This is a genomic window from Streptomyces sp. R302 (genome assembly GCF_012927245.1).
Classification (GTDB): Bacteria; Actinomycetota; Actinomycetes; order Streptomycetales; family Streptomycetaceae; genus Streptomyces.
The window spans coordinates 78139-100287 of record NZ_JABBGE010000005.1; the positions used below are offsets into that span (position 1 = coordinate 78139).

Genomic DNA, 22149 nt, shown 5'->3' on the forward strand with positions numbered 1-22149 from the left:
CCCGTACGACACGGCAGCACCACCCGCCAGCCCCGAGCCGACCCGGCCGGGGTTCATTCATGCCCTGGAGACCCCCATGGCCAGAAGCGCCGAAGAGATTGCCCAGCAGTTCCACGAGGCCTACGAGGACCTCGCCCCGAGCCACGGCTACGAGACCCGCGAAGCGTCCCGGAAGCCGTGGCCAGAGGTCCCCGAGGCCAACCGGAGCCTCATGGTCGCCGTCATAGACCGACTCCTCTCCGAAGGAGTGATCAGCTGATGGCCGTACCGATGACTGCCGACCAGCTCGTCAAGACCCTCGCCGCCGAGGGCGTGCGCTTGGTCGAGCACCGCTCCTGGCGAACTCATAACCGTGACCACAAGGGCGCGTGGGGCCCCGTCCACGGCGTCTACATCCACCACACGGCCGGCGTCAGCCAGCACATGCCGGACATCTGTTACGACGGGTACGACAGCCTCCCGGGCCCCGTCTGCCACGGCATGCTCGCCAAGTCGGCGAAGCTCTACCTTGTCGGGCACGGACGCGCGAACCACGCTGGCGGAATCGCCCGCAACGCTTACGACGCCGCGGTCAACGAGGCGCCCGTCCACCCCCGGCCGGAATCCGACGAGCCGATCGACGGCAACGTCCACTTCTACGGCCTGGAGATCGAGAACAAGGGCGACGGCACCGACCCGTTTCCGGCAGACCAGTACGACCAGGCCGTCCGCTGGGCCTCAGCTCACTGCCGCTTCCACGGCTGGACAGCGGACAGCGTGATCGGCCACAAGGAAGCCACCCGCCGGAAGACCGACCCGGCATTCAGCATGACCAAGTTCCGGGCCGATGTCGCGGAGCGCCTCGCGCATCCTGCGTCCTGGTCGCCCAGTAACCCTACGGAGGACGACATGGCACTCACCCCCGACGACCTGAAGCGCATCGCGCACGCGGTCCAGAGCTACACCGGCACCGGCAAGCCGCACGACATCTACTGGTACCAGCTCGACACCAACACGCTCGCCCGGCAGGCCCGCGACGAGACCCGAGCCCTCACCGCCCGCTTCGACCGTCTGGAGCGGCAGCCCCTCACCGACGACCAGATCGCCTCCATCGCCGCCGCCGTGGCGAAGCACCCGGGCCTGGCCGACACCATCGCCGACAAGCTCGCCGCCCGCCTCGCCGGCTGAAGGAGCCCACACCATGACCGTCGACCTCAACCGCGCCTACTGGCTCGGTCTCGTCATCTCCGTCGTCCTCCCCGTACTCGTAGGCCTGGTGACCACCCGCGTAACCCACGCCGGCGTCAAGGCCACACTCCTGCTCGGGCTCACCGCGATCAACGGCTTCATCGTCGAGCTCGCCAATCCGCGCCCCGGATGGGACGCGGGCACCGCCGCCGTCCTCACCCTCGTGTCCTTCACCGTCGCCACGCTCAGCCACTTCGGCTTCTGGAAGCCCACCGGCGTCGCCAGCCGAGCCCAGGAGATGTTCACGCCCCGCAGCCCCGCCGCCCCCTCCTCTGTGGACACCACCACCCCGAACCCCCCGTTCGGGGCCTGACCTGCCCTCGACCCGCCACCAGGAGGGCCCATGGACGCCGCCCTGATAACCGCCATCGGCGCGATGCTGGCCGCGCCGGTAGCCGCGGCGGCGGCCATCTACGGCACCCGTGGTGCGAGCCGGGCGGCCCGGGAGGGCAGCGCATTGACCGGATACAGCACGCTGACGGACCAGCTGCAGGAGGAGCGCGACGACATGCGCGCTCAGCTCACCCAGCTCAGGACTGACCTCGCAGCTGAGCGAGCGGAGAGCGCGAGGCTGCGCCTCATCATCACCAGGATGGGAGGCACGCCGTGACCCGGACCGAACGGCTGCTGTACCGCCGACGAACCCTCCTCTGGATAGTGGCCGCACTCCTCTTCCTCGGCGGCGGCCTCGGGCTCGCCTTCCTCCAGATCGACCGGGCCTCGTCCCGCGCCGACCTCCTGGCGGCCCAGGCCACAGAGATCGCGGCCGAGGCCGACCTGCGAGGCGCAGCCGTGAGCGTCCTCGCCATAGACGTCCGCCAGCTCAGATCCCAGATTCAGGCCGACGGAGGGACCCCCCTCGCTCCCGACCCCGACCGGGCCGTAGACGACCTGCCGCAGCGCTCCGAGGTCCCGGTGCAGATCGTCGGCGAGCGCGGTCCCGCCGGCCCTCAGGGCCCCCGCGGGCCACAAGGCGACCCGGGCCAGTCCGTAACCGGACCCGCAGGATCGGCGGGACAGCCGGGGGCGAGCGGCCCACCGGGACCCGCAGGGGAGCCCGGGCCCGGCGGTACTCCCGGCCCTGCAGGACCAGTTGGCCCCTCGGGCCCTGCCGGACCCCCGGGTGCTGTGGGGCCCAGCGGGCAGACCTGCCCGACTGGCTACACCCTTCAGCCGCCACCCGGAGATCCGGACGGGCTGATGTGCCGTCGGTCCGCGCCCACCACCCCGCCCTCGGCGCCGTCACCCGCCCGCCATGGCTTCGTGACCACCAGCTTGCTTCTCACCGCCGCGTACCGGAGGCTCTGATGCCGACCGACCCCAGCCTCGACCAAGCCGGCGAGTTCATCGCTGAGGTACAGGCCGTCGTCGACGTGACCTCGACAGACGGCGCAACGCTCGTCGCGCTCGGCCTGCTCGACGAACTGCCGCAGCCCACCCCGAATCCGTGAGGCCACCGCCCCCTCCCGCTCCGGCGGGAGGGGGCCTTCACGCGTATTCGCCCTACGACACATCCGGCGGGGAGTGCTGATGTCAGACCCCGTCCATACCGTGGAGGCGTCCTTTGTACACGCGATCAGGCTGCTCGCCTGCTACTCGGACAGCAGCGCCCCGCCGGCGTGGAACCCAGGCGGGGCGTTGCGGCGAGCGGGTACGTTACGACGAGGCAGGGGTCCAGAGGACTTCGTCCCTGTCCAGCCGGCGCACCTCAAGCCAGCTGCTCGACGGGACGGCCTCGGTGCTCACGTACCAGTGGAGAGAGTGCGCGTTGTTCGAGCTCAGTGCTGCGGACTGGAGGGGCAACACTCTTCGCTACCAGTCCATTCCGTGGCCAGGCGGCCTCCCTGTAGCCGTGAGCATCAGCCAGCCGGTTCCCGCGACCGGCGTCGAGGGCCGTAGCGTTGCCCCCATGATCAGGACGGCTGTATTCGACGTAGGCGAGACCCTGGTACGAGATGACCGGTACTGGGCCGCGTGGGCGGACTGGCTCAAGATCCCCCGGCACACCCTCTCTGCCCTCGTCGGCGCCGTTGTCGCCCAGGGCCACGACAACGCGGAAGCGCTCCGACTGCTCTACCCCGACATCGACATCGCCGCCGAGTACCGGGCGCGCGAGGCCGCCGGCCAGGGGGAGCAGCTCGACGAGACCGACCTCTACCCGGACGTCCGGCCAACACTGGCCCGCCTCCGGACCCACGGCGTCCGCGTCGTGATCGCGGGCAACCAGACCTCCCGGGCAGGCGAACTGCTGCGTGCGATGGACTTGCCCGCAGACCTGATCGCCACATCCGCAGAGTGGGGGTGCGCGAAGCCCACGCGCGAGTTCTTCGAACGGGTGCTGGACGTAGCCGAGGCCGAGCCCCACGAGACTGTCTACGTCGGCGACCACCCAGCCAACGACATCGTGCCCGCCCGCGCGATCGGCTTGCGGACGGCGCACCTGCGCCGCGGCCCCTGGGGGTACCTCTGGGCCGACCGTGACAGCACCGCAGCCACCGCCGACTGGCGGATCGACTCGCTAGGTGAGCTCCTGGAGGTTGTCTACCTGACGAACTAGGGCTCGCTCACGGCGCAGTTGGGGTCCTCGCCAGGACAATGAGGGTACGGTGCGGGGCTACGACCCGATCGGAGCCATATGCGCGATTTGCCGCAGAGCGTCGGGAGTCGCATCGCTGCCACGCGCCGCGCCCGACACCTGACCCAGACCGCCCTCGCCGAGCGGGCCTACGTCTCCCTGGCGATGGTCAAGGCCTTGGAACGGGGGGCCCGCACGCCCAGCGACGCCACCCTGGAGGCCATCGCCACTGCACTCGACGTCGAGGCCTCCAACCTCCTCGGCGAGCACGCCGGCACGAGCCGCCGCATCCACGCGGCGCTGCCCCAGATCTCCGCGATACTCGCCGTCTACGACATCCCGCCAGGGCCACCGACCCGCCCACTCACCGAGCTGCGCGCCGCCGTCGCGGCCGCCGTCGACTTCCGGGTCGGCGCACAGTACGCCCGCATCGCCGAGCAGGCGCCCAACCTCCTCCAGGACACACTCGCGCATCTGCATGCAACGCCACGGCCCGACACGGCACGGCTGGTGGTCTCAGCCGCGCGCTCCGCCGACGCCGTCGCCTACAAGTGCGGCGCACTCGATCTCTCCGCCCGGCTCATCGACCTCATGCGCTGGGCGGCCGCCCAGGCCGAGAACCCTCTCGTCGACGCCACCGTCGCCTACGTCCGAGGCGAAACCTTCTTCGGAGCCAAGGCTCATGCCGCCGGGCTCCGCGCCCTCCAGGCCGCGATCGACGCCACCCCACCTCCGGACGGCACCGCTGCGGCGGCTGCCCGCGGAGCCCTACACATGCGCGCCGCCGTTATCGCCGGCCGCGCCGGCGACGCCGACAGCGCCCGCCGGCACCTCGACGAAGCCCGCGAGCACAGCCGGTCAGTGCCAGAGGGTGTCTACCAGGGCACCGCGTTCGGCCCGGACTCCGTCCGCGCGCATGAGGTCTCGCTCGCCGTCAGTCTCGGTGGCGACCACGTTCACCGCGCCCTGGACGTCACCCGCGGTTGGCAGCCCAGCAAGCGACTTCCGGCCGAACGCCGCTCCGGCGTCTTCATCGAACTCGCTCGGGCGCAGCTGTGGTCGGGCGCTCCCGATGCCGCGTTCGAGTCGCTGTCGGCCGCGCGGCAGATCGCACCCCTCCATACCCGAGAGCACCCGTGGGTGAAGGAGGACGTCTTGATGCTGCGCCGGCTGAAGCGGTCCGAGGCGGAGGGGATCACCCGCTTCGCGGAGTGGATCGGCGCGGTGTAGTCAACCTGCGCAGGGGATACAGCGTGTAGCCGTTGCGACCGCAATCCCTGAAGATGATGATCCAGGCGAGCAGGCTCCCGCTTCGTGAGGTAGGTGGTTGAGCCGACCGCCCCACAGACGCTCGCCTCGGTGATGGTCCGGAAGCCGTCGCCGGGGCGAGCTACTCCTCGACCGGCGCAGGCGGGGGGATGTCGACAAGCTCGGAGACGGTCAGGTTCAGGCCAGATGCGATGAGCAGCAGGGCGCTGTACGTGGGGTCCGCAGTGCCGGCCTCGATGCGCTGGTAGGTCCGTCGATCGAGTCCCGCGCGGCGGGCGAAGGCGTCTTGGGGGTAGTGGGCCTCTTGCCGAAGCCGGGCGATCCGGTGCGCCAGCGCCTGGCGGTAGACGTGGGCCCACTCGGGCAGGTTGCGGGGCACTCGACAACGCTGGGACCTGCATGTTCAGATGTCTGCGTCAAATATGACGCTAGATTCCGGTTGCCCGTCGGGCGGCCGGACACCTGCCTGTGCGGGGTTCCGGAAGAGCCTGGCGGGCGGGTGATTGGGCCCGGGTGCCCCGCAGGGTGCTGCGGCAGGTTCCCGGGCCCTTCCTCGATTCCGATCCTCGCCTCAATGTATGGCTTCTTTTGCATGTCTCATCCCAGATGTGGAGTCCGTCCTTGGTCTCCACGCACTCCTGCGCCACGCCCGGTCCCATCACCTCCGACAGGCCGTAGATGTCGACCGCGTCGATGGCGAACCGCTCCTCGATCTCCGCGCGCATCGCCTCCGTCCACGGCTCCGCCCCGAAGACTCCCACCTTCAGCGAGGTCGAGCGCGGATCCACGCCCTGGCGCTCGAACTCGTCGAGCAGCGTGAGCATGTAACTGGGCGTCACCATGATGACCTCGGGCTCGAAGTCCTGGATCAGCCGGACCTGACGGGCCGTCATCCCGCCGGAGGCCGGGATCACCGTGCAGCCCAGGCGCTCGGCGCCGTAGTGCGCGCCGAGGCCGCCGGTGAACAGGCCGTAGCCGTACGCCACATGGACCCGGTGGCCGGGGCGGGCGCCGGCCGCGCGCAGCGAGCGCGCCACCACCTCGGCCCACACGTCCAGGTCCCCCTCCGTGTAGCCGACCACCGTCGGCAGTCCGGTGGTGCCGCTGGAGGCGTGGATCCGGCGGATCCGCGACCGGTCGACGGCGAACATCTCGAAGGGGTAGTGGTCGCGCAGGTCCGCCTTGGTGGTGAAGGGGAAGCGGGCCAGGTCGGCGAGCGAGCGGCAGTCGTCCGGATGCACCCCTGCCGCGTCGAAGGCGCGCCGGTGGAAGTCCACGTGCGCGTACGCGTGCCGCAGCGTGCCCCGCAGCCGCTCCAGCTGGAGCGCCGCCAGCTCCTCGCGCCCGAGCCGTTCGCCGCCGTCCGGCAGTTCCTTCATGTGCCGCCACTCCTCGCGCGCTCGGCCGGCCGCCCGGCGCGCGCACCCACGCGAAAACGGACGACCGATCATTCGGTAGATACGTGTGGGGGCCAGTAAAACGTCCCCGGGGAGGGGTTTGGCAAGGGCCGGGCGCCACTTTCTCGGTACCACCGGGCGGCGTTCCTTCCGTACCGCCGGACGCCGTCCCTTCCGTACCGCCCGGCCGTCGGCGAGTGGGCGTGTCGTCGTCACCCCATGGGGTGGGTTCCTCCGGGCGTACGCATACGGGTCCGGGGCCCCGGGGACCCGTGGGACCAGCCGGGGCCCCGCGGCCCCGCACCCCCGCCGGCCGCGCCATGACCGGCGGGCCCGCCCGCGCGCCCGGACGAAAGCGACCGCCATGCCCGTACCGCACCCGCCCGCCCCCACCGGGGTGACGCCGTGACCACCACCGCCCCCGGCACCGCCGACACCCCCCAGGTGCACTTCTGGGCCGTGCCCGACCTCACCGGCCTCGACTTCGACCCGATGCTCGCCAGGCTCCTCCACGAGGACCCGGTCACCCGCGTCCGGCTCCCGCACGGCGAGGGCCACGCCTGGCTCGTCACCCGCTACGAGGACGTCAAGTTCGTCACCGTCGACCCCCGCTTCAGCCGACAGGCCGTCTGGGGCCGCCAGGTCACCCGCCTCGCCCCCCACTTCATCCCCATGGCCGACGCCGTCGGCTTCGCCGACCCGCCGGACCACACCCGGATGCGCCGCGTGGTCGCCCGCGCCTTCAGCGCCCGCGCGCTGCGCTCACTGCGCGACCACGCCCAGACCGTCATGGACGGCCTGCTCGACCGGATGGCGGAGCAGGGCCCGGCCGTCGACCTCATGGCGGCGCTCAACCGGCCCTTCCCGCTCGCCATGGTCAGCGAACTCATGGGCGTCCCCGACACCGACCACGCCCTCATGGCCCACTGGTCCGACACCATCATCTCGGCCGGCGCGGGACGCGAGGCCAGCGAGCGGGCCAAGGACGAGATGGGCCGGTACTTCACCGACCTCATCGCCGGCGAGCACGGCGCCGACAGCGACCAGCTCGCGGCGGTCCTCGCCGAGGCCGTCGCCGACTCCACCCTCACCGAGGAGGAGGCCGTCGGCCTCGCCGTCCTCATCCAGATCGGCGGTGCCCACGCCGTCCGCAACAACAGCGCCAACATGGTCTTCGCGCTCCTCACCCACCCCGAGCACCTGGCCAGACTCCGTGCCGAGCCCGAGCTGGTCCCGCAGGCCGTCGACGAGCTGCTCCGGTACATCCCGCACCGCAACGCCGTCGGCCTCTCCCGGATCGCCATGGAGGACGTCGAGGTCGGCGGGGTCCGCATCCCGGCCGGCGACCCCGTCTACGTCTCCTACCTGGCGGCCAACCGCGACCCGGAGGTCTTCGCCGAGCCCGACCGGCTCGACTTCGACCGCGCCTACAACCCGCACGTCGCCTTCGGCCACGGCCCGCACTACTGCCCCGGCGCCACCCTCGCCCGCATGGAGTCCGAGATCCTCCTCGGCTCCCTGTGGACGCGCTTCCCCGACCTGCGGCTCGCCGTCCCCGAGGAGGAGCTCCGCTGGCAGCGCGGCGCGCTCATCCGGGGCCCCGAGACCCTGCCCGTGACCTGGTGACGGAAGGGGCACCCCCGTGACTGCCACCGCCATCGGAGCCGCCGGCGGCCTCGTCGTACCGCCCGGACACGGCCGTACCCTCGCCACCGCCGCCCAGCACGTCACCTTCAAGGTGACCGGCGAGCACTCCCGTACGGCCTCCACGTTCGAGGTCGTCGTCCCGCCCGGCTTCGACGTCGGCGCCCACGCCCACGGCCGCAGCGAGGAGCTGTTCTACCTCCTCGACGGCGAACTCGACGTCCTCGCCTTCGAACCGCTCGTGCGCACCCGGGACAGCTGGCGGGAGTGGGAGTCCGCCTCGGGCCAGCGGGCGGTGCGGGCCACCCCCGGCACCCTCATCCTCGTGCCGCCCGGCTGCCCGCACGCCTTCGCCAACCCGACGGGCGCCCCGGCCCGGATGCTCTTCCAGGCGTCCCCGCCGCCCGACCACGAGCGCTACTTCGAGGAGCTGATGGAGATCCTCGCGGAGGCGGGCGAGGGCCGCGAGGTCGACCACGCCGCCATCGAACGGCTCCGCGTCCGGTACGACATCGACCAGATCACCCCGCTGCGGCACGAGGGAGGCGGCTGAACGGCCGGCCGGCGGCGTGGGGGCCGTACCCGAAAAGGCGTTGCCCGCCACCGGGCCGCGCCCTTGAATGGCCGCGATGAACCTCGCACACGACCTCCTCGCCCCTGACCTCCTCGCCCGGTACGACGCCCAGCTGCGGCGGGCGGCGCGGCCCGACGGGCCCGGCTGCCGGGTCGAACGCGTCGGCGCCGTCGTCCGCCAGACCGGACCCGCCCACGCCTGGAACGGCGTCCTCTGGTCCGGGCTCGACGCCGGGACCGCCGACGCGGCCATCGCCGCCCAGCTCGCCCACTACCGCGCGGAGGGCGTCCCCTTCGAGTGGAAGCTGTACGGCCACGACGGGCCCGCCGACCTCGGGGCACGGCTCCTGACCGCGGGCTTCGAGGCCGAGGAGCCGGAGACGCTGCTCGTCGCGGAGGCGTCCGCGCAGGGCGGCGCCGTGCCGCTGCCGGACGGCGTCGAACTCCGCGACGTCACCGACCCGGAGGGCGTACGCCAGGTGGTCGAGGTCTACGAACGGGCCTTCGGCACCGACAGCTCCGACCTCGGCCGCCGCCTCCTGGACCGGCTCGCCGCCGACCCCGGCACCGTCACCGCCGTCCTCGCCCTCGCCGACGGCGTCCCGGTCAGCGCGGCCCGCCTGGAGCTCTACCCCGGCACCGACTTCGCCGGCCTGTGGGGCGGCGGCACCGTCGAACAGTGGCGGGGCCGGGGCCTCTACCGCGCTCTCGTCGCCCACCGCGCCCGCGTCGCCGCCGTCCACGGCCACCGCTGGCTCCAGGTCGACGCGGCCCCCACCAGCCGCCCGATCCTCCAGCGCCTCGGCTTCGTCCCGCTCACCACGACCACCCCGTACGTGCACGCCTGAGACGCCCCCGGGACGGGACGGAACGCGACGGGACAGGACGGAACGGAACGCGACGGAACGCGACGGTGCGGTGCCGTCAGGACGCCTTGCGGAGGGCGGTCACCGCCAGCGCGGCGCAGCCGAGAGCGATCACCGCACAGACGGCGCCGACCGAGTTCAGACCGTTCGTGTACGCCTCGCGGGCCGCGCCGAGCACCCGGGCGGCCTGCTCCGCCGCCCCCGCCGGGAGGGCCTGCGCGGCGGCGACCGCAGTGTCCGCGCCGCCCAGGACGGCCTCCCTGAGCCGCGGCGACAGACCCTCGGGCGCCGTCACCGTGCCCTGGTAGACGGCGGTGCCGAGGCTGCCGAGCAGCGCCACGCCCAGCGCCGCGCCGAGGTCGCCGCAGACCGAGGAGAGCGCCGCCGCCGAACCGGCCCGCTCCGGCGGCGCCGAACCCACCACCAGGGCCGTACCCAGCGCCCCGATCGGACCGCCGCCGAAGAACGCCGCCACGAAACCGGCGACCAGCAGCGGCAGCCCGCCCACCGGCCCGGCGAGCACCAGCAGCCCGTACCCCACGGCCGCCACGAGGAGACCGCCGGCGACCACCAGGTACACCGGGAAGCGCCGGGCGAGCGTCGGCGCCAGCTGCGCCGCCACGATCGACGCGACCGCCGACGGCACCATCCACAGGCCCGCCTCCATCGGCGAGAGGCCCGCCACCAGCTGGAGGTAGCCGGTGATGAAGAGGTAGCCGCCGCCGGTGGCGATCATCGAGACCAGCAGGATCGCCAGCGCCGCCGTGAACCCCCGCCCCCGGAACAGCTCCAGGTCGAGCAGCGGATGCGCGAGCCGCCGCTGCCGCGCGACGAACGCCGCCCCGACGGCCGCGCCCGCCACGATCGTCAGCAGCGCGACGGCCGACCAGCCGTGCCGGGCCAGCTCCTTCAGCCCGTGGACCACCGGCAGCACCGCGCCCAGCGACAGCACCACGCTCACCAGGTCCAGCGGACCGCCGCCCGGCTCCTTGTACTCCGGCAGCAGCCGGGGCGCCGCGACCAGCAGCACCAGCATCACCGGCACCCCGATGAGGAAGACCGAACCCCACCAGAAGCGTTCGAGCAGCAGACCGCCGACCACCGGCCCCAGCGCCGTGCCCGCCATGAAGCACCCGGCCCACACGGCGATCGCCCGCCCCCGCTGCCCCGGGTCGTGGAACATGCTGTTGATCAGCGCCAGCGTCGACGGCATCAGCGTGGCCGCCGCGACACCGAGCAGCGCCCGCGCCGCGATCAGCGTCTCCGCGCTGTTCGCGTACGCCGCCAGCAGCGAGGTCAGCGCCACCGCCACGGCCCCCACGAGCAACAGCCTGCGCCGCCCGATCCGGTTCCCGAGCGCGCCCATCGTGATCAGGAAGCCGGCGATGAGGAACCCGTACACATCCATGATCCACAAGGACTGGGTGCCGGTCGGCCGCAGCGACTCCGCGAGGTGCGGCAGGGCCAGGAACAGCACGCTCTGGTCGAGCGAGATGAGCAGCGTGGGCAGAGCCAGCACGGCGAGCCCCGCCCACTCCCGGCGCCCCGCGAGCGGCGCGGCGCCCACCGGTGGGATGACGGACATGATCGTCCCTTCCTGCTGTGACGGTGACTTCGGGACGACTCTGCGGGGCGGCGCTCTCGGCTTCCTCTCGGCTTCCTCTCGGCTGCCTCTCGGTCCACTCCCGGTCCTCTCCCGGCCTTCTGCGGCCCTCTCGCGGCCCGGATCGGATCCGGACGCCTCCCGGAAGGCTCACAGCGGTCGCCCCGGCCCGCTGCCGGCGGGGTGATCTAGGGTGGCGGGCATGCGTTTCGGAGTGCTGGGGCCGCTGGCCGTGTGGACGGAGGACGGGACGGCGGTCGCGGTCCCCGAGGCCAAGGTCCGCGCCCTGCTCGCCTGCCTCCTGACGCACCGTGGGGAGCCGGTGCCCGTCGACCGGATCGTCGACGAGGTGTGGCCCGACGACCCGCCCGCCCGCCCCGCGAGCGCGCTCCAGAACAAGGTGTGGCGGCTGCGCAGGACCCTGGAGGCGGCCGAGCCCGGCGCCAAGGCCCTCCTCGTCTCCCGCCCGCCCGGCTACGTTCTCGAAGCGCCCCCGGGCAGCGTCGACGCCGACCGCTTCCGCGCCCTCGCCGAGCGGGCCCGCGCCACCGAGCACCCCGCGGCCCGCGCAGCCCTCCTCGGCGACGCGCTCGCCGAATGGCGCGGCCCCGTCCTCGCCGACTTCGCCGACGAGGACTTCGTCCGCGCCACCGCCGCCCGCCTGGAGGAGCAGCGGCTCACCGCCCTGGAGGAGCGCGCCGAGAGCCGCCTCGCCCTCGGCCTGCACGTCGAGGTCGCCGACGACCTGGGCGACGCCGTCGCCCTGCACCCGCTCCGGGAGCGGCTCCGCGCCGTCCACCTCCGCGCCCTCTACCTCTCCGGCCGGCAGAGCGAGGCCCTGACCGGATACGAGGAGGTACGCGCCCGGCTCGCGGACGAACTCGGCGTCGGCCCCGGGCCCGAACTCACCGCCCTGCACCGGGCGATCCTCACCCGGTCCGCCGACTTGGACCCCACGCCGAGGCCGCCGTCGACGCCGACGCCGACGCCGACGCCGACGCCGATACGGACGCCCGCATCCGCGCTCGCCCCCTCCTCCGTCCCCGCCGCGCTCACCGGCCTGATCGGCCGTGACGACGCCGTCGAGGAGCTCGGCGCGCTGCTCCGCACCCGACGGCTCGTCACCCTCACAGGCTCCGGCGGCGTCGGCAAGACCCGCCTCGCCCTCGCCGCGGCCGCCCGCGCGACGGACGCCTTCCCCGGCGGGGTACGGCTCGTGGAGCTGGCCGCCCTGGACCGCGCCGGCGGCGAACGGCGCCGGGCGACCGCGCTCGCGGAGGTGCGGGAGGCCGTCGGGCGCGCCGTCGGGGTCCGCGACGACGTGCCGCCCACCCCGGGCACCGACCCGCTGCCGCTCGTCGACCGGATCGCCCGCGCGGTCGGCGACGCCCCCGCCCTCCTCGTCCTCGACAACTGCGAACACGTCGTCGAGCCCGTCGCCGAACTCGCCGCCCGGCTCCTCGCCGCCGCGCCCGCCCTGCGGATCCTCGCCACCAGCCAGGTCCCGCTCGGCCTCACCGGCGAGCACCTCCGCGAGGTCCCGCCGCTGCCCCGCCCGGAGGCGGGGGAGCGCCTCGACCCGGCCGAGGCGGCACGCTTCGGCGCGGTGGAACTGTTCGTGGCCAGGGCGACCGCCGCCGCGCCCGGCTTCACCCTGGACGCGGCCACCGCCGACGCCGTCGCGGCGATCTGCCGCCGGCTCGACGGCATCCCGCTCGCCCTGGAGATGGCCGCCACCCGGGTCCGCGCCCTCGGCGTCCGCGAGGTCGCCGCACGCCTCGACGACCGCTTCCGGCTGCTCGCCGTCGGCTCCCGCGACGCCCCGGCCCGGCAGCGGACCCTCCGCTCGGTCCTCGACTGGAGCTGGGACCTCCTCGGCCCCGGCGAACGGACCGTCCTGCGCCGCCTCTCCGTCCACGCCGACGGCTGCGCCCTCGACGCCGCCGAGGAGGTCTGCGCCGCGGGACCCGGTCCGTCCGGACCAGACCGCCCCGACGGCCGCGACCCGAGCGAGGCCCTCGGTTCGATGGACGCTCTCGGTCCGGCGGACGCCCTTGGTCGGGCGGACGCCCTTGGTCCGATGGACGCTTTCGGTCGGGCGGACGCCCTCGGTCCGATGGACGCCCCCGGTTCGGCGGACTTCCTCGACCCGGCCAGCGCTCTGGACCCGGTCAGCCCCCTGGATGCGTCCCGCGCTCTTGACCCGGCCAGCCCCTTGGACCCGTCCCGCGCTCTTGACCCGACCAGCGCTCTGGACCCGGCCGACGTCCTCGACCATCTCGCCCGGCTCGTCGACGCCTCCCTGGTCGTCGCCGTGCCCGCCGGCGGCGACGGCGCCGTCCGCTACCGCCTCCTGGAATCGGTGGCCGCCTACGGGACGGAACGGCTCCGTGAGGCCGGGGAGGCGGAGTCCGTACGCGCCGCCCACCGCGCCCACTACCTGCGGCTCGCCGAGCGCGCCGAGCCGCTGCTGCGCGGCGCGGAGCAGGGGTACTGGCTCCGCCGCCTCGACGAGGAGACCGCCAACCTCCGCGGCGCCCTCGACTCCGCCGTCACCGCCGGGGAGGCCGAGACCGCGCTCCGGCTCGCCACCTCCCTCTGCTGGTATTGGCGGCTGCGCGGCCGGGGCGCCGAGGCCGAGCGCTCCCTCGCCGCCGCCCTCGCCGTGCCCGGTCCCGCGCCCGCCGGGCTCGTCGCCCGGGCCACGGCCTGGCTCGGCGGTGTCCGCCTCGCCTCGGGCGGCAGCGTCGACCCGGACGCCGACTACCGCTCCGCCCTCCACGCCTACGAGGACGTCCACGACCCGATGGAGGAGGCCCGCGCCGCCTGGTTCCTCGGCTCCCACCTCTACGGCATCGGGGACGCCACCGCGAGCGCCTGGCTCGTCGACGGCGCCCTCGCCCGCTTCGAGGAGCTGGGCGACGACTGGGGAGCGGCGGCGGCTCTCGCCACCCGCTCCTTCCACGCCAAACTCCGCGGCGACTTCGGGGCCTTGCTGCGCGACGGCGAGCGGAGCCTGGAGATCTTCCGCGGACTCGGCGACGAATGGGGCCAGTTGCAGGCCATGGTGCCGCTCCAGACGCGCGCCGGGATCGTCGGGGAGTACGCGTACGCCGGCGAACTCCACCGCGCCTGCCTGGACATCGCGCTCCGGCTCGGCCTGCGCCGCGAGGCCTCCTTCCAGCTCTCCGGCCTCGGCCGGATCGCACTGCTCACCCGGGAGTACGGCAAGGCGCGGGAGTACCACGAGCGGGCCAGGCGGCTCGCCGTCGAGCAGACCGACGGCTTCGGCGAGCAGTACGCGGAGATCGGCCTCGGCATGGGGGCCCGCAGGGAGGGCGACCTCGACGCCGCCGAGACCCACATGCGCAACGTCCTCGACACCCACCGCCGCATGGGCTACGAGCCTGGCATGCCCGCCCTGATCCTCGCCGAGCTGGGCTTCGCGGCCGAACTGCGCGGCGACGCGGAGCGCGCCCTGGAGCTCCAGCGCTCCGGTCTCGCCGCCGCCCGCGCGACCGGCGACCCGCGGGCGCTCGCCCTCGGCCTGGAGGGCCTCGCCGGCGCCGTCTCCCTCGCCGGCGACCCGGCCCGCGCGGCCCGCCTCCTCGGCGCTGCGGCCGCCGCCCGCGCCTCGGTCGGAGTCCCCCTCCCGGAGGGCGAGCACGACGACGTCCTACGCGTCACCGCCCGCGCCCGTGCGGCCCTGGGCCCGGAGACGTACGAGAGGGAGTACGCACACGGCGCCGAGACGGGCCCGGAGCCGGGCACGGACGGGCCGGCCTGACGGGGTCGGCCCGACCCGCTCGGCCCGACCCGCTCGGCCCGACCCGCTCGGCCCGACCCGCTCGGCCCGACCCGCTCGGTCCGAGCCGAGCGGCCCACCGCCCGTGCGCGTCAGCGAACGAGGCCCGGCCGCGAAGCGGCTGGAGGGGCGAGTCTCTCTTCCCCCGGCGGTCCGCTGCCGAGGACCTGGAGTTCACCGCGACCCGCGCGGCCTGGTGCGTCCGACTAGCCCTTGACCGACGCGGCCGTCCTCGCGGCCTGCTCGATCTTCGCGTGGTGGGCGGCGCGGGCTTCCCCGTCGATCCGCTGATCGTGTTCGGGGCGCAGCCCGGTCCGGCCGTCGAGGCCCTCGCGCAGGATGTCGGCGTGCCCGGCATGCCGGATGGTCTCGCCGAGGACGTGGACCATGACGGCGAACAGGTTCGTGTCGCGATGAGGCTCCGGCCACCACGGCACGTGGCCGGGGGCGTCGAGGGGAAGCGCGTCGATCGTCGCGTCCGAGTGTTCCCCCGTGCGCCGGTAGAACCCGGTGATCTGATCGCGGGTCTCGTCCTCGGCCGCCCACTGATCGCTGCCGTCGGAGTCCTGCCACCGGCACAGCGGTTCCGGGGAAGGGCGGTCGAAGACCTCGCCGAAGTACCTGGCCTCGACGGTGGCCACGTGTTTGACCAGGCCGAGGAGGTTGGTCCCGGTCGCCGTCAGTGGCCGGCGGGCGTCGTATTCGGACAAGCCGTCGAGTTTCCAGAGCAGCACCTCGCGGTCCCGCCGCAGTCTCCCGTGCAGGTTGCCCTTCGCGAATTCATCGATCATGCGGCATGAGCCTTCCATGAGGTGTTCGTGGTGTCTCAAGAGACCGTTGAGCGGTTCGGGACGGGGAACGGGGAACGGGGGGACGCGGGCGGGTGCCAGCTGAGAATCCAGCCGGCGGTCAGCACCGCCGCGCCGCCTGCCAGAGCGATGGCGCCGCCTGTTCCGATGGCTGCGGCCACCGTGCCGAAGCAGGCCGGCCCGACGCCCTGAAGCGTCATGCCGCCGGAGCCGAGCAGGCCGAAGGCCTGGCCCTGGCCGTCGTGCGGCAGGGCGTCCAGGAACGGCCGTTGCAGGCCGAGACCGTAGGCGAATCCGAAACCGCAGAGCAGCAGCAGACAGCACGAGACGCCCACTCCGGGCTCGGCGGCGAAGCCGACCAGCGGCAGTCCCATCAGCGCGGTCAGGGGAACCACCAGCCGCTCCCGGACGGGTGGCCGCAACAGCCGACCCACCAGCAGATCACCGACCAGCATGCCGACCGGCAGGCAGCCCATCAGCACCGCGTACCAGCCGGGCGCGAAGTGGCGTCCTCCCGCGTAGGCGACGATCAGGCCCTCCGCGCCCGCGACGAACGCGGGCGGCAGCCACTGGGCCAGCATCAGGCGGCGCACCGTGCGTCCGCGCAGCAGCAGGCCGGCGGAGTGGAGGCTTGCCCGGACGGTCCCGCCCTCGCCCCGAGCGCTACTCGACTTTCCCCGCTGGAGTCGGGGTGGCCGGGGTGGCCGGGGTGACCGGGGCAGCCGGATGCGGATGGCGAGTGCGCAGCCGAGGTAGAGGGCGGCGCTCAGCGCGAGCGCCCGGTGCGGGCCGAGTACCGCGACGGCCGCACCTCCCAGCGCCAGACCGGACAACTGGGCGCCGGAGCCCGCGATGTTGTTCAGGGAACGGCCGAGTACATAGGCGTCGCCCTCCAGGCACTGGGCGACCAACCGACTCGACGCGCCGCCGAACACCGGTGTGACGAGGGCGACCAGCGCCACGACAGCGAGGCTCGCCGCGACCGGCATCGGCACCAGGGCGAGCAGCAGGGCGGCGGCGCACTCCACGGTGTAGCCGCCGGCGATGAGCGTGCGGGGCGGCAGCCGGTCGGCCAGTGAGCCCAGGAGCAGTGAACCGAACAGCTGCGGGAGGAAGCCGATGCCGAAGGCGAGTGCGCTGAGCAGCGAGGAGCCGGTGGTCGCGAAGACCAGCACCGAGAACGTGGTGATCCGCAGCGAGTCCGCCGTGATCGCGACGGCGCGGGTCGAGAAGAGCAGCCGGAACCGCGGCTCGGCCAGCACCTCCCGGTAGGTGGCGCGGCGGCCGTCCTGCGCGGGTTCGGCGTTTGTGATCATGACGCCCACCCTGGTCGTACGACCGCGCCACTCACCATTGATTCGTCGCTGGACGAATCGGAGCAGACGTCCGTCGGTAGCATCGCGGGGTGCTCCGTTTCGAAATCTCCGTCGAGGACCTGCTGCGCAGCCGCTTCGCGCTGTCCCCCTCGCTGGACCTCTGCCTGCTGCTGCGTTCGCTCGCCGGCCGGGACCAGCCGCTGCCGCGAGCCTGGGCGGCCCGGCTCGAGCCGGCCTTCGAACGGCTTCGCCGCGAGACCGAACTGGACGCCGCCCTCGCCCTGCAGGCCCCGCAAGCCGGACCGAACTTCGTCGCCCCGCCCCCGCGCGGCCTCAGCCAGACCTGGGCGGACGACCTGGCCGCGATCCGGGCCACGCCGCTGGAAGCGGCCCGCAGCGAATTCGCCGCGACCGCGACCGGACCGTCCGCTCGCGATCCCCGCGTACGCGAAGTGCTGGACTCGCCGGACGCCGTCCCCAGGATCGCCGACGCGATGGACCGGGCGTGGCACGAGCTGCTTGCCGCGGACTGGCCGCAACTGCGCGCGACCTGTGAGCGCGATGTCGTGCACCGGGTGGGTGTGATCGGCGAACAGGGATGGGCGGCGACCATCGAGAGCCTGCACCCGGGCATCGCCTGGCAGGCCGGCGGCATCGAGATCGGCTTCCTCCGAGGCGGAACGGTCCGCCTCGGCGGCGAAGGGCTCCTGCTGATCCCTTCGGCGGTCGTCGGGCACATCGCCGCCCATATGGAAGACCCCTGGCCCAGGACCTTGGTCTATCGCGCCCGCGGCACCGCCGCCCTGTGGGACGAGCAGGAGACCGTCCCCGGACCGGACGCGCTGACCGCTCTGGTCGGCCGAGCCCGGGCCCGGCTCCTGCTGGCCCTTGACGCCCCGGCCAGTACCAGCCACCTCGCCCGAAGCCTCGCCATGGCACCCGGCGCGGTCGGAGACCACCTCGCCATCCTGCGGGCCGCGGGGCTGCTCGTCCGCGCCCGGTCCGGACGGTCGGTGCTCTACCGGCGCACCCCGCTCGGCGAGGCACTGGTCGCCGGTTCGGGCTGAGGGCGCAGGTCAGCGCTGTGGATGTGTCTTCCGGCGCGAGCTGATGTACGACGGGCTATGCGACGGGTCATGCGACGCGTTGTGCGACGGCTTGTGGGCCCGTCGGGGCCAGGAGTGACAGGAGCGGGTCAGGTCGCCGTCCAGTGGGACGGGCGGTCGAAGCCGTCCGGGAGGACGGTCCTCGCGTCGCCGCGTGCGGAGTTCAGTTGCGGCTGGGTGAGGAAGAGGGCGTCCGCGAGGACGGCCCCGGACAGGTCCGCGTCGCGCAGGTCGGCGCCGATCAGGTCCGCCAGGGTGAGGTCCGCGCCCGTCAGGTCGGCTGCGATCAGCAGCGCGCCGCGCAGGTCGGTGCCCCGCAGCTTCGCCCCGCGCAGCCGCTTGCCGATGAGGTCCGCGCCCCGCCGGCCGCGCGGCCGGCCGCCCGCCGTGGCGCGGACGAGCTCGCTGGTCCGCAGCAGCAGCGGATTGACCTCGGCCCGCACGGGGCCGACGTCCAGCTTCTCCAGCTCGGCGGCCGGCAGCGCGGTCAGTGCCTCGACCCGGCCGAGCGCCGTACGCAGCTCGCCGTGGACCCGGCGGGCGGCGGGCCGCTCCAGCGCCTCCGCGAGGTAGCGCAGCAGCTCGTGGAGCTGCCGCATCACCGGGAAGACCTCGTACATCTGCCGGGCGGTCTCCGGCGCCTCCCGCCAGGACACGCCGCCGAAGGTCACCTGGGAGACCCGCTGGCCGGCGCCGAAGCAGTCGTACACCGTGCACCCCTGGAAACCGCTCGGCCGCAGGCGGGTGTGGATCCCGCAGCGGAAGTCGTCCTGGAGGTTGCGGCACGGGTCGCCGGCGGACTTGTCGACGGCGAAGTCCGCCGACTTGGCGAACGGCAGCGCCACACAGCACAGACCGAAGCACTGCGCGCAGTCGCCGCGCAGGGCGGATTCCCGGGTGTCGGGCACGGTGGAACGGTTCCTTCACGACTCGGAGACGATCCGCCCACCGTATCGCGCCCCCGGTGCCCGGCCGGCGCCGTGGCCGTCACGCTCCCCGCGAAACCGCTGGCCCCCGCCGTCCCGCCCGACGAGGATCACGATCATGCCGACGTTCACACCGCACGACGGAGTCGCACTCGCCTACCGGGTCCGAGGTGAGGGCCCGGGACGGCCCCTGGTCTGCCTGATCGGCGACCCGGGCGACCCGGGCGGCCCAGGCGACCCGGGCGACCCGGAGGGGCTGACGAGGCTCGCCGGGCAGCGGCCCCTCGTCACGCTGCCCGCCCGCGACGCGGACGGACGTTCCCTTCCGGCCGGCGCCGTCGACGCTCTCCGCGTCCACCTCGGACAGGAGCGGATCGACCTCATCGGCCACCTGACGGGCGGGGAACTCGCCGTCCGGTACGCCGCCGTGCACCCCGACCGCGTCCGCTCCCTCGTCCTCGTCACCCCCGGCCCCGACCCGGATCCCGCCTTCTCCCCGGAGCGGGCCCGGCGGGCGCTCGGCGCGCTCACCGCGCCGGTCCTGTTCCTGGAGCGCGGCCCCGAGGACGCGGCCCCGGACGCCGTCGCCCGTGCGGTCGCCGCCTTCCTCGACCCCGCCGTCCGCACGGTCGTCGTCGACGGCGTGCGGCTCGCCTACCGGGTCGCGGGACCCGAGGGCGGCCTGCCGGTCGTCCTGGTGCACGGGCGCGGCGAGTCCTCCACGACCTGGGGTCCGGTCATGGCGGACCTGGCCGCCGACCATCGGGTGTACGCGGTGGACCTGCGCGGGCACGGGCTCAGCGACCGCCCGGGCGGTTACGGCTTCGATGTCTTCCGCGACGAGCTGGGCGGTTTCCTCAAGGCCCTCGGTCTCGCCGGCGCGACCGTCGTCGCCCACTCGATGGGCGCCGGCGCCGCGTGCCTCCTCGCCCAGCGCGAGCCCGCACTCGTCGGCCGCCTCGTCCTGGAGGAGCCGCCGGCCTTCGTGCCGCTCGACCCGCCGCGCCCGGTGGCGGACCGCCCCGAGGGCCGCCTCGCCTTCGACTGGGAGATCGTCCCCGCCACGGACGCCCAGCTCAACGCCCCGGAGCCGGCCTGGCGGGCCGGACTCCCCGCGATCACGGCCCCCACCCTGGTCCTGGCCGGCGGCCCGGCCAGCCACGTCCCGCAGGACCAACTGGCCGCGCTCGCCGAGGCCGTACCGGACGCGCGCCTGGTCACCATCGAGGCGGGACACCTCATCCACGAGGCCCGCCCGGCCGCCTTCCTCGCCGCGCTCAGGGAGTTCGGCACGGGCTGAGCACCGGGGAACCGGGGGCAGCGGGTCGGCGGGGTCGGCGGAGGCGGGAGGGTCTAGGCCCGCCCCTCAGCGTCCGCCTTCGTCGCGACCGCCTTCGCCCAGCGGTAGTCCGCCTTGCCGCTCGGCGAGCGCTGGACGCGGTCGGTGAGGACGAGCTGGCGGGGCACCTTGTAGCCGGCGAGGTGGCGGCGGCAGTGGTCCTGGACGGCCGCCAGGTCCAGCGGGGGAGTGCCCTCGCGCTGCTGGACGACGGCGGCCACGTGGCTGCCCCAGGTCGCGTCCGGGACGCCCGCGACCAGCGCGTCGTAGACGTCGGGGTGCGACTTGAGGGCCTGCTCGACCTCCTCCGGGTAGACCTTCTCGCCGCCGGTGTTGATGCACTGGGAGCCGCGGCCGAGGACGGTCACCACACCGTCCGCGTCGACCGTGGCCATGTCCCCGAGCAGGACCCAGCGCACGCCGTCCCGCTCGAAGAAGGTCTCCGCCGTCTTCGCGGGGTCGTTGTAGTAGCCGAGCGGCACGTGTCCGCGCTGGGCGAGGCGGCCGACCGCGCCGACGGCGACGGGGTCCAGGGTGACCTGGTCGACGACCTGCGTCCGCTCGTTGACGTGCAGCCGGAAGCCCTTCTCGGGGCCGGAGTCGTCGGTGGCCCGGCCGTTCGAACCGGACTCCGTGGAACCGAAGTTGTTGAGCAGCAGGACGTTCGGCATCAGCTCGCGCAGCTGCGCCCGTACGGTCTCCGACAGGATCGCGCCGGAGGAGGAGAGGCTGAACAGGGCGGACAGGTCGGTGCCCCGGAGCGGCCCGGCGAGCGCGTCGATCAGCGGGCGCAGCATCGCGTCGCCGACCAGGGAGATGCTGGACACCTTCTCCTTCTCCAGGGTCCGCAGCACCTCCTCGGGCACGTACTTGCGGTGCAGGACCACCCGCTGGCCGTAGTTGAAGGCGATGAAGGTGGTGAGCGTGGAGGTGCCGTGCATGAGGGGCGGCGCGGGGAAGAAGGTGAGGCCGGCGCCGCCGGCGGCGACCCGTTCGGCCAGTTCCTCGGGCCGCTTGACCGGCTCGCCGGACGGGTCGCCCCCGAAGAGGCCGGCGAAGAACAGGTCCTCCTGGCGCCACAGCACGCCCTTGGGCATGCCGGTGGTGCCGCCGGTGTAGATGATGAAGAGGTCGTCGCCGGAGCGGGCCGCGAAGCCGCGCCCGGGATCCGCGGCCGCCTCCGCCTCGTCGAGCGGTACGGAGTCGAGGACGGCGGCCCCCTCGGGCGGGGTCCCCACCCGCACGAGGTGCCGCAGCCGCTCGCACCGCGGCAGCGCCGCCGCCACGCGGTCGGTGAACTCGGCGTCGTACACCAGGGCGGTGAGGTCGGCGTCCCGGTAGAGGTAAACCAACTCTTCCTCGACGTACCGGTAGTTGACGTTCACCGGAACGATCCTCGCCTTCAGGCAGGCGAGGACGGTCTGGAGGTACTCGACGCCGTTGTACAGGTGGAGCCCGAGGTGCTCACCGGGGCGGACGCCCGCGTCGAGGAGGTGGTGGGCCAGCCGGTTGGCCGCCGCGTCGAGTTCGGCGTAGGTGAGCCGGCGCTCGGCGCCGGTGCCCGGGTGGTCGACGTAGACCAGCGCCTCGCGCTCCGGCACCACGTCCACGACCGATTCGAACAGGTCGGCAAGGTTGTACTCCACCGTTCCTCCTGACCCCGGCGCGTTCGGACTCGGGCGGTCATTAGAGCG

At 73.8% G+C, this 22149-nt stretch carries 19 protein-coding genes and 1 pseudogene; 13 read left to right on the forward strand and 7 right to left on the reverse strand.

Annotated elements, in window-relative coordinates; all coding sequences use genetic code 11:
* The first annotated feature begins 76 nt into the window (after positions 1–76).
* The 7 genes from HHL19_RS16700 (at position 77) to HHL19_RS16735 (ending at position 5032) form a co-directional block, all read left to right on the forward strand.
* On the forward strand, positions 77–259 hold the full coding sequence (locus HHL19_RS16700) for a hypothetical protein (protein ID WP_169090341.1): 183 nt from the start codon (positions 77–79) through the stop codon (positions 257–259).
* A complete protein-coding gene (locus HHL19_RS16705; RefSeq protein WP_169090343.1) occupies positions 259–1167 on the forward strand; it encodes an N-acetylmuramoyl-L-alanine amidase in 909 nt (302 codons plus the stop codon). Before HHL19_RS16700 ends, HHL19_RS16705 begins: the two co-directional genes overlap by 1 nt.
* Positions 1168–1180: 13 nt before the next feature.
* On the forward strand, positions 1181–1540 hold the full coding sequence (locus HHL19_RS16710; RefSeq protein ID WP_169090345.1) for a hypothetical protein: 360 nt from the start codon (positions 1181–1183) through the stop codon (positions 1538–1540).
* Between the two features lie 30 nt (positions 1541–1570).
* A complete protein-coding gene (locus HHL19_RS16715; protein WP_169090349.1) occupies positions 1571–1837 on the forward strand; it encodes a hypothetical protein in 267 nt (88 codons plus the stop codon).
* A gap of 697 nt (positions 1838–2534) precedes the next feature.
* Complete coding sequence (locus HHL19_RS16725; protein ID WP_169090353.1) at positions 2535–2678, forward strand: hypothetical protein; 144 nt, start codon at positions 2535–2537, stop codon at positions 2676–2678.
* Positions 2679–3136: 458 nt separating this feature from the next.
* A complete protein-coding gene (locus tag HHL19_RS16730; protein ID WP_169091119.1) occupies positions 3137–3784 on the forward strand; it encodes an HAD family hydrolase in 648 nt (215 codons plus the stop codon).
* Between the two features lie 78 nt (positions 3785–3862).
* Complete coding sequence (locus HHL19_RS16735) at positions 3863–5032, forward strand: helix-turn-helix transcriptional regulator (RefSeq protein ID WP_169090355.1); 1170 nt, start codon at positions 3863–3865, stop codon at positions 5030–5032.
* A 160-nt stretch (positions 5033–5192) separates the two neighbouring features.
* Here HHL19_RS16735 and HHL19_RS16740 read toward each other — a convergent pair whose 3' ends face one another.
* Both HHL19_RS16740 and HHL19_RS16745 read right to left on the reverse strand, forming a co-directional pair.
* Complete coding sequence (locus HHL19_RS16740) at positions 5193–5450, reverse strand: helix-turn-helix transcriptional regulator (RefSeq protein ID WP_169090357.1); 258 nt, start codon at positions 5448–5450, stop codon at positions 5193–5195.
* A 217-nt stretch (positions 5451–5667) separates the two neighbouring features.
* A pseudogene (locus tag HHL19_RS16745) lies at positions 5668–6450 on the reverse strand (AMP-binding protein); the annotation flags it as partial.
* A 423-nt stretch (positions 6451–6873) separates the two neighbouring features.
* Here HHL19_RS16745 and HHL19_RS16750 point away from each other — a divergent pair.
* From HHL19_RS16750 to HHL19_RS16760, 3 genes are all read left to right on the forward strand, one after another.
* On the forward strand, positions 6874–8094 hold the full coding sequence (locus HHL19_RS16750) for a cytochrome P450 (protein ID WP_346768442.1): 1221 nt from the start codon (positions 6874–6876) through the stop codon (positions 8092–8094).
* 31 nt (positions 8095–8125) lie between these two features.
* Entirely contained in the window at positions 8126–8665 is a 540-nt protein-coding gene (locus HHL19_RS16755; protein WP_169091123.1) for a cupin domain-containing protein, read from the forward strand.
* A gap of 76 nt (positions 8666–8741) precedes the next feature.
* Complete coding sequence (locus HHL19_RS16760; RefSeq protein ID WP_169090359.1) at positions 8742–9533, forward strand: GNAT family N-acetyltransferase; 792 nt, start codon at positions 8742–8744, stop codon at positions 9531–9533.
* A gap of 76 nt (positions 9534–9609) precedes the next feature.
* Here HHL19_RS16760 and HHL19_RS16765 read toward each other — a convergent pair whose 3' ends face one another.
* On the reverse strand, positions 9610–11136 hold the full coding sequence (locus HHL19_RS16765; protein ID WP_169090361.1) for an MFS transporter: 1527 nt from the start codon (positions 11134–11136) through the stop codon (positions 9610–9612).
* Between the two features lie 220 nt (positions 11137–11356).
* Here HHL19_RS16765 and HHL19_RS37290 point away from each other — a divergent pair, with 220 nt between their 5' ends.
* Positions 11357–14941, forward strand: a complete 3585-nt coding sequence (locus tag HHL19_RS37290; RefSeq protein WP_240981646.1) for a BTAD domain-containing putative transcriptional regulator — start codon at positions 11357–11359, stop codon at positions 14939–14941.
* Between the two features lie 224 nt (positions 14942–15165).
* Here the strand turns inward: HHL19_RS37290 and HHL19_RS16775 are convergent, their stop codons facing one another.
* Both HHL19_RS16775 and HHL19_RS16780 read right to left on the reverse strand, forming a co-directional pair.
* Entirely contained in the window at positions 15166–15750 is a 585-nt protein-coding gene (locus HHL19_RS16775) for a DinB family protein (protein ID WP_169090363.1), read from the reverse strand.
* A gap of 35 nt (positions 15751–15785) precedes the next feature.
* Positions 15786–17084 carry an MFS transporter gene (locus tag HHL19_RS16780; RefSeq protein WP_169090365.1) on the reverse strand — a complete coding sequence of 433 codons (1299 nt, stop codon included), beginning with the start codon at positions 17082–17084 and terminating at the stop codon, positions 15786–15788.
* Positions 17085–17173: 89 nt separating this feature from the next.
* Here HHL19_RS16780 and HHL19_RS16785 point away from each other — a divergent pair, with 89 nt between their 5' ends.
* Positions 17174–18151 (forward strand): winged helix-turn-helix domain-containing protein, encoded by a 978-nt coding sequence (locus HHL19_RS16785; protein WP_169090367.1) that lies wholly within the window; start codon positions 17174–17176, stop codon positions 18149–18151.
* A gap of 128 nt (positions 18152–18279) precedes the next feature.
* Here HHL19_RS16785 and HHL19_RS16790 read toward each other — a convergent pair whose 3' ends face one another.
* A complete protein-coding gene (locus HHL19_RS16790) occupies positions 18280–19098 on the reverse strand; it encodes a pentapeptide repeat-containing protein (RefSeq protein ID WP_169090369.1) in 819 nt (272 codons plus the stop codon).
* Positions 19099–19234: 136 nt separating this feature from the next.
* On the opposite strand from HHL19_RS16790, the gene HHL19_RS16795 reads away from it, so the two are divergent.
* On the forward strand, positions 19235–20416 hold the full coding sequence (locus tag HHL19_RS16795) for an alpha/beta fold hydrolase (RefSeq protein WP_169090370.1): 1182 nt from the start codon (positions 19235–19237) through the stop codon (positions 20414–20416).
* A 53-nt stretch (positions 20417–20469) separates the two neighbouring features.
* On the opposite strand, the gene HHL19_RS16800 is transcribed toward HHL19_RS16795, so the two are convergent.
* Positions 20470–22101, reverse strand: a complete 1632-nt coding sequence (locus HHL19_RS16800) for an acyl-CoA synthetase (protein WP_169090372.1) — start codon at positions 22099–22101, stop codon at positions 20470–20472.
* Positions 22102–22149 lie beyond the last annotated feature (48 nt).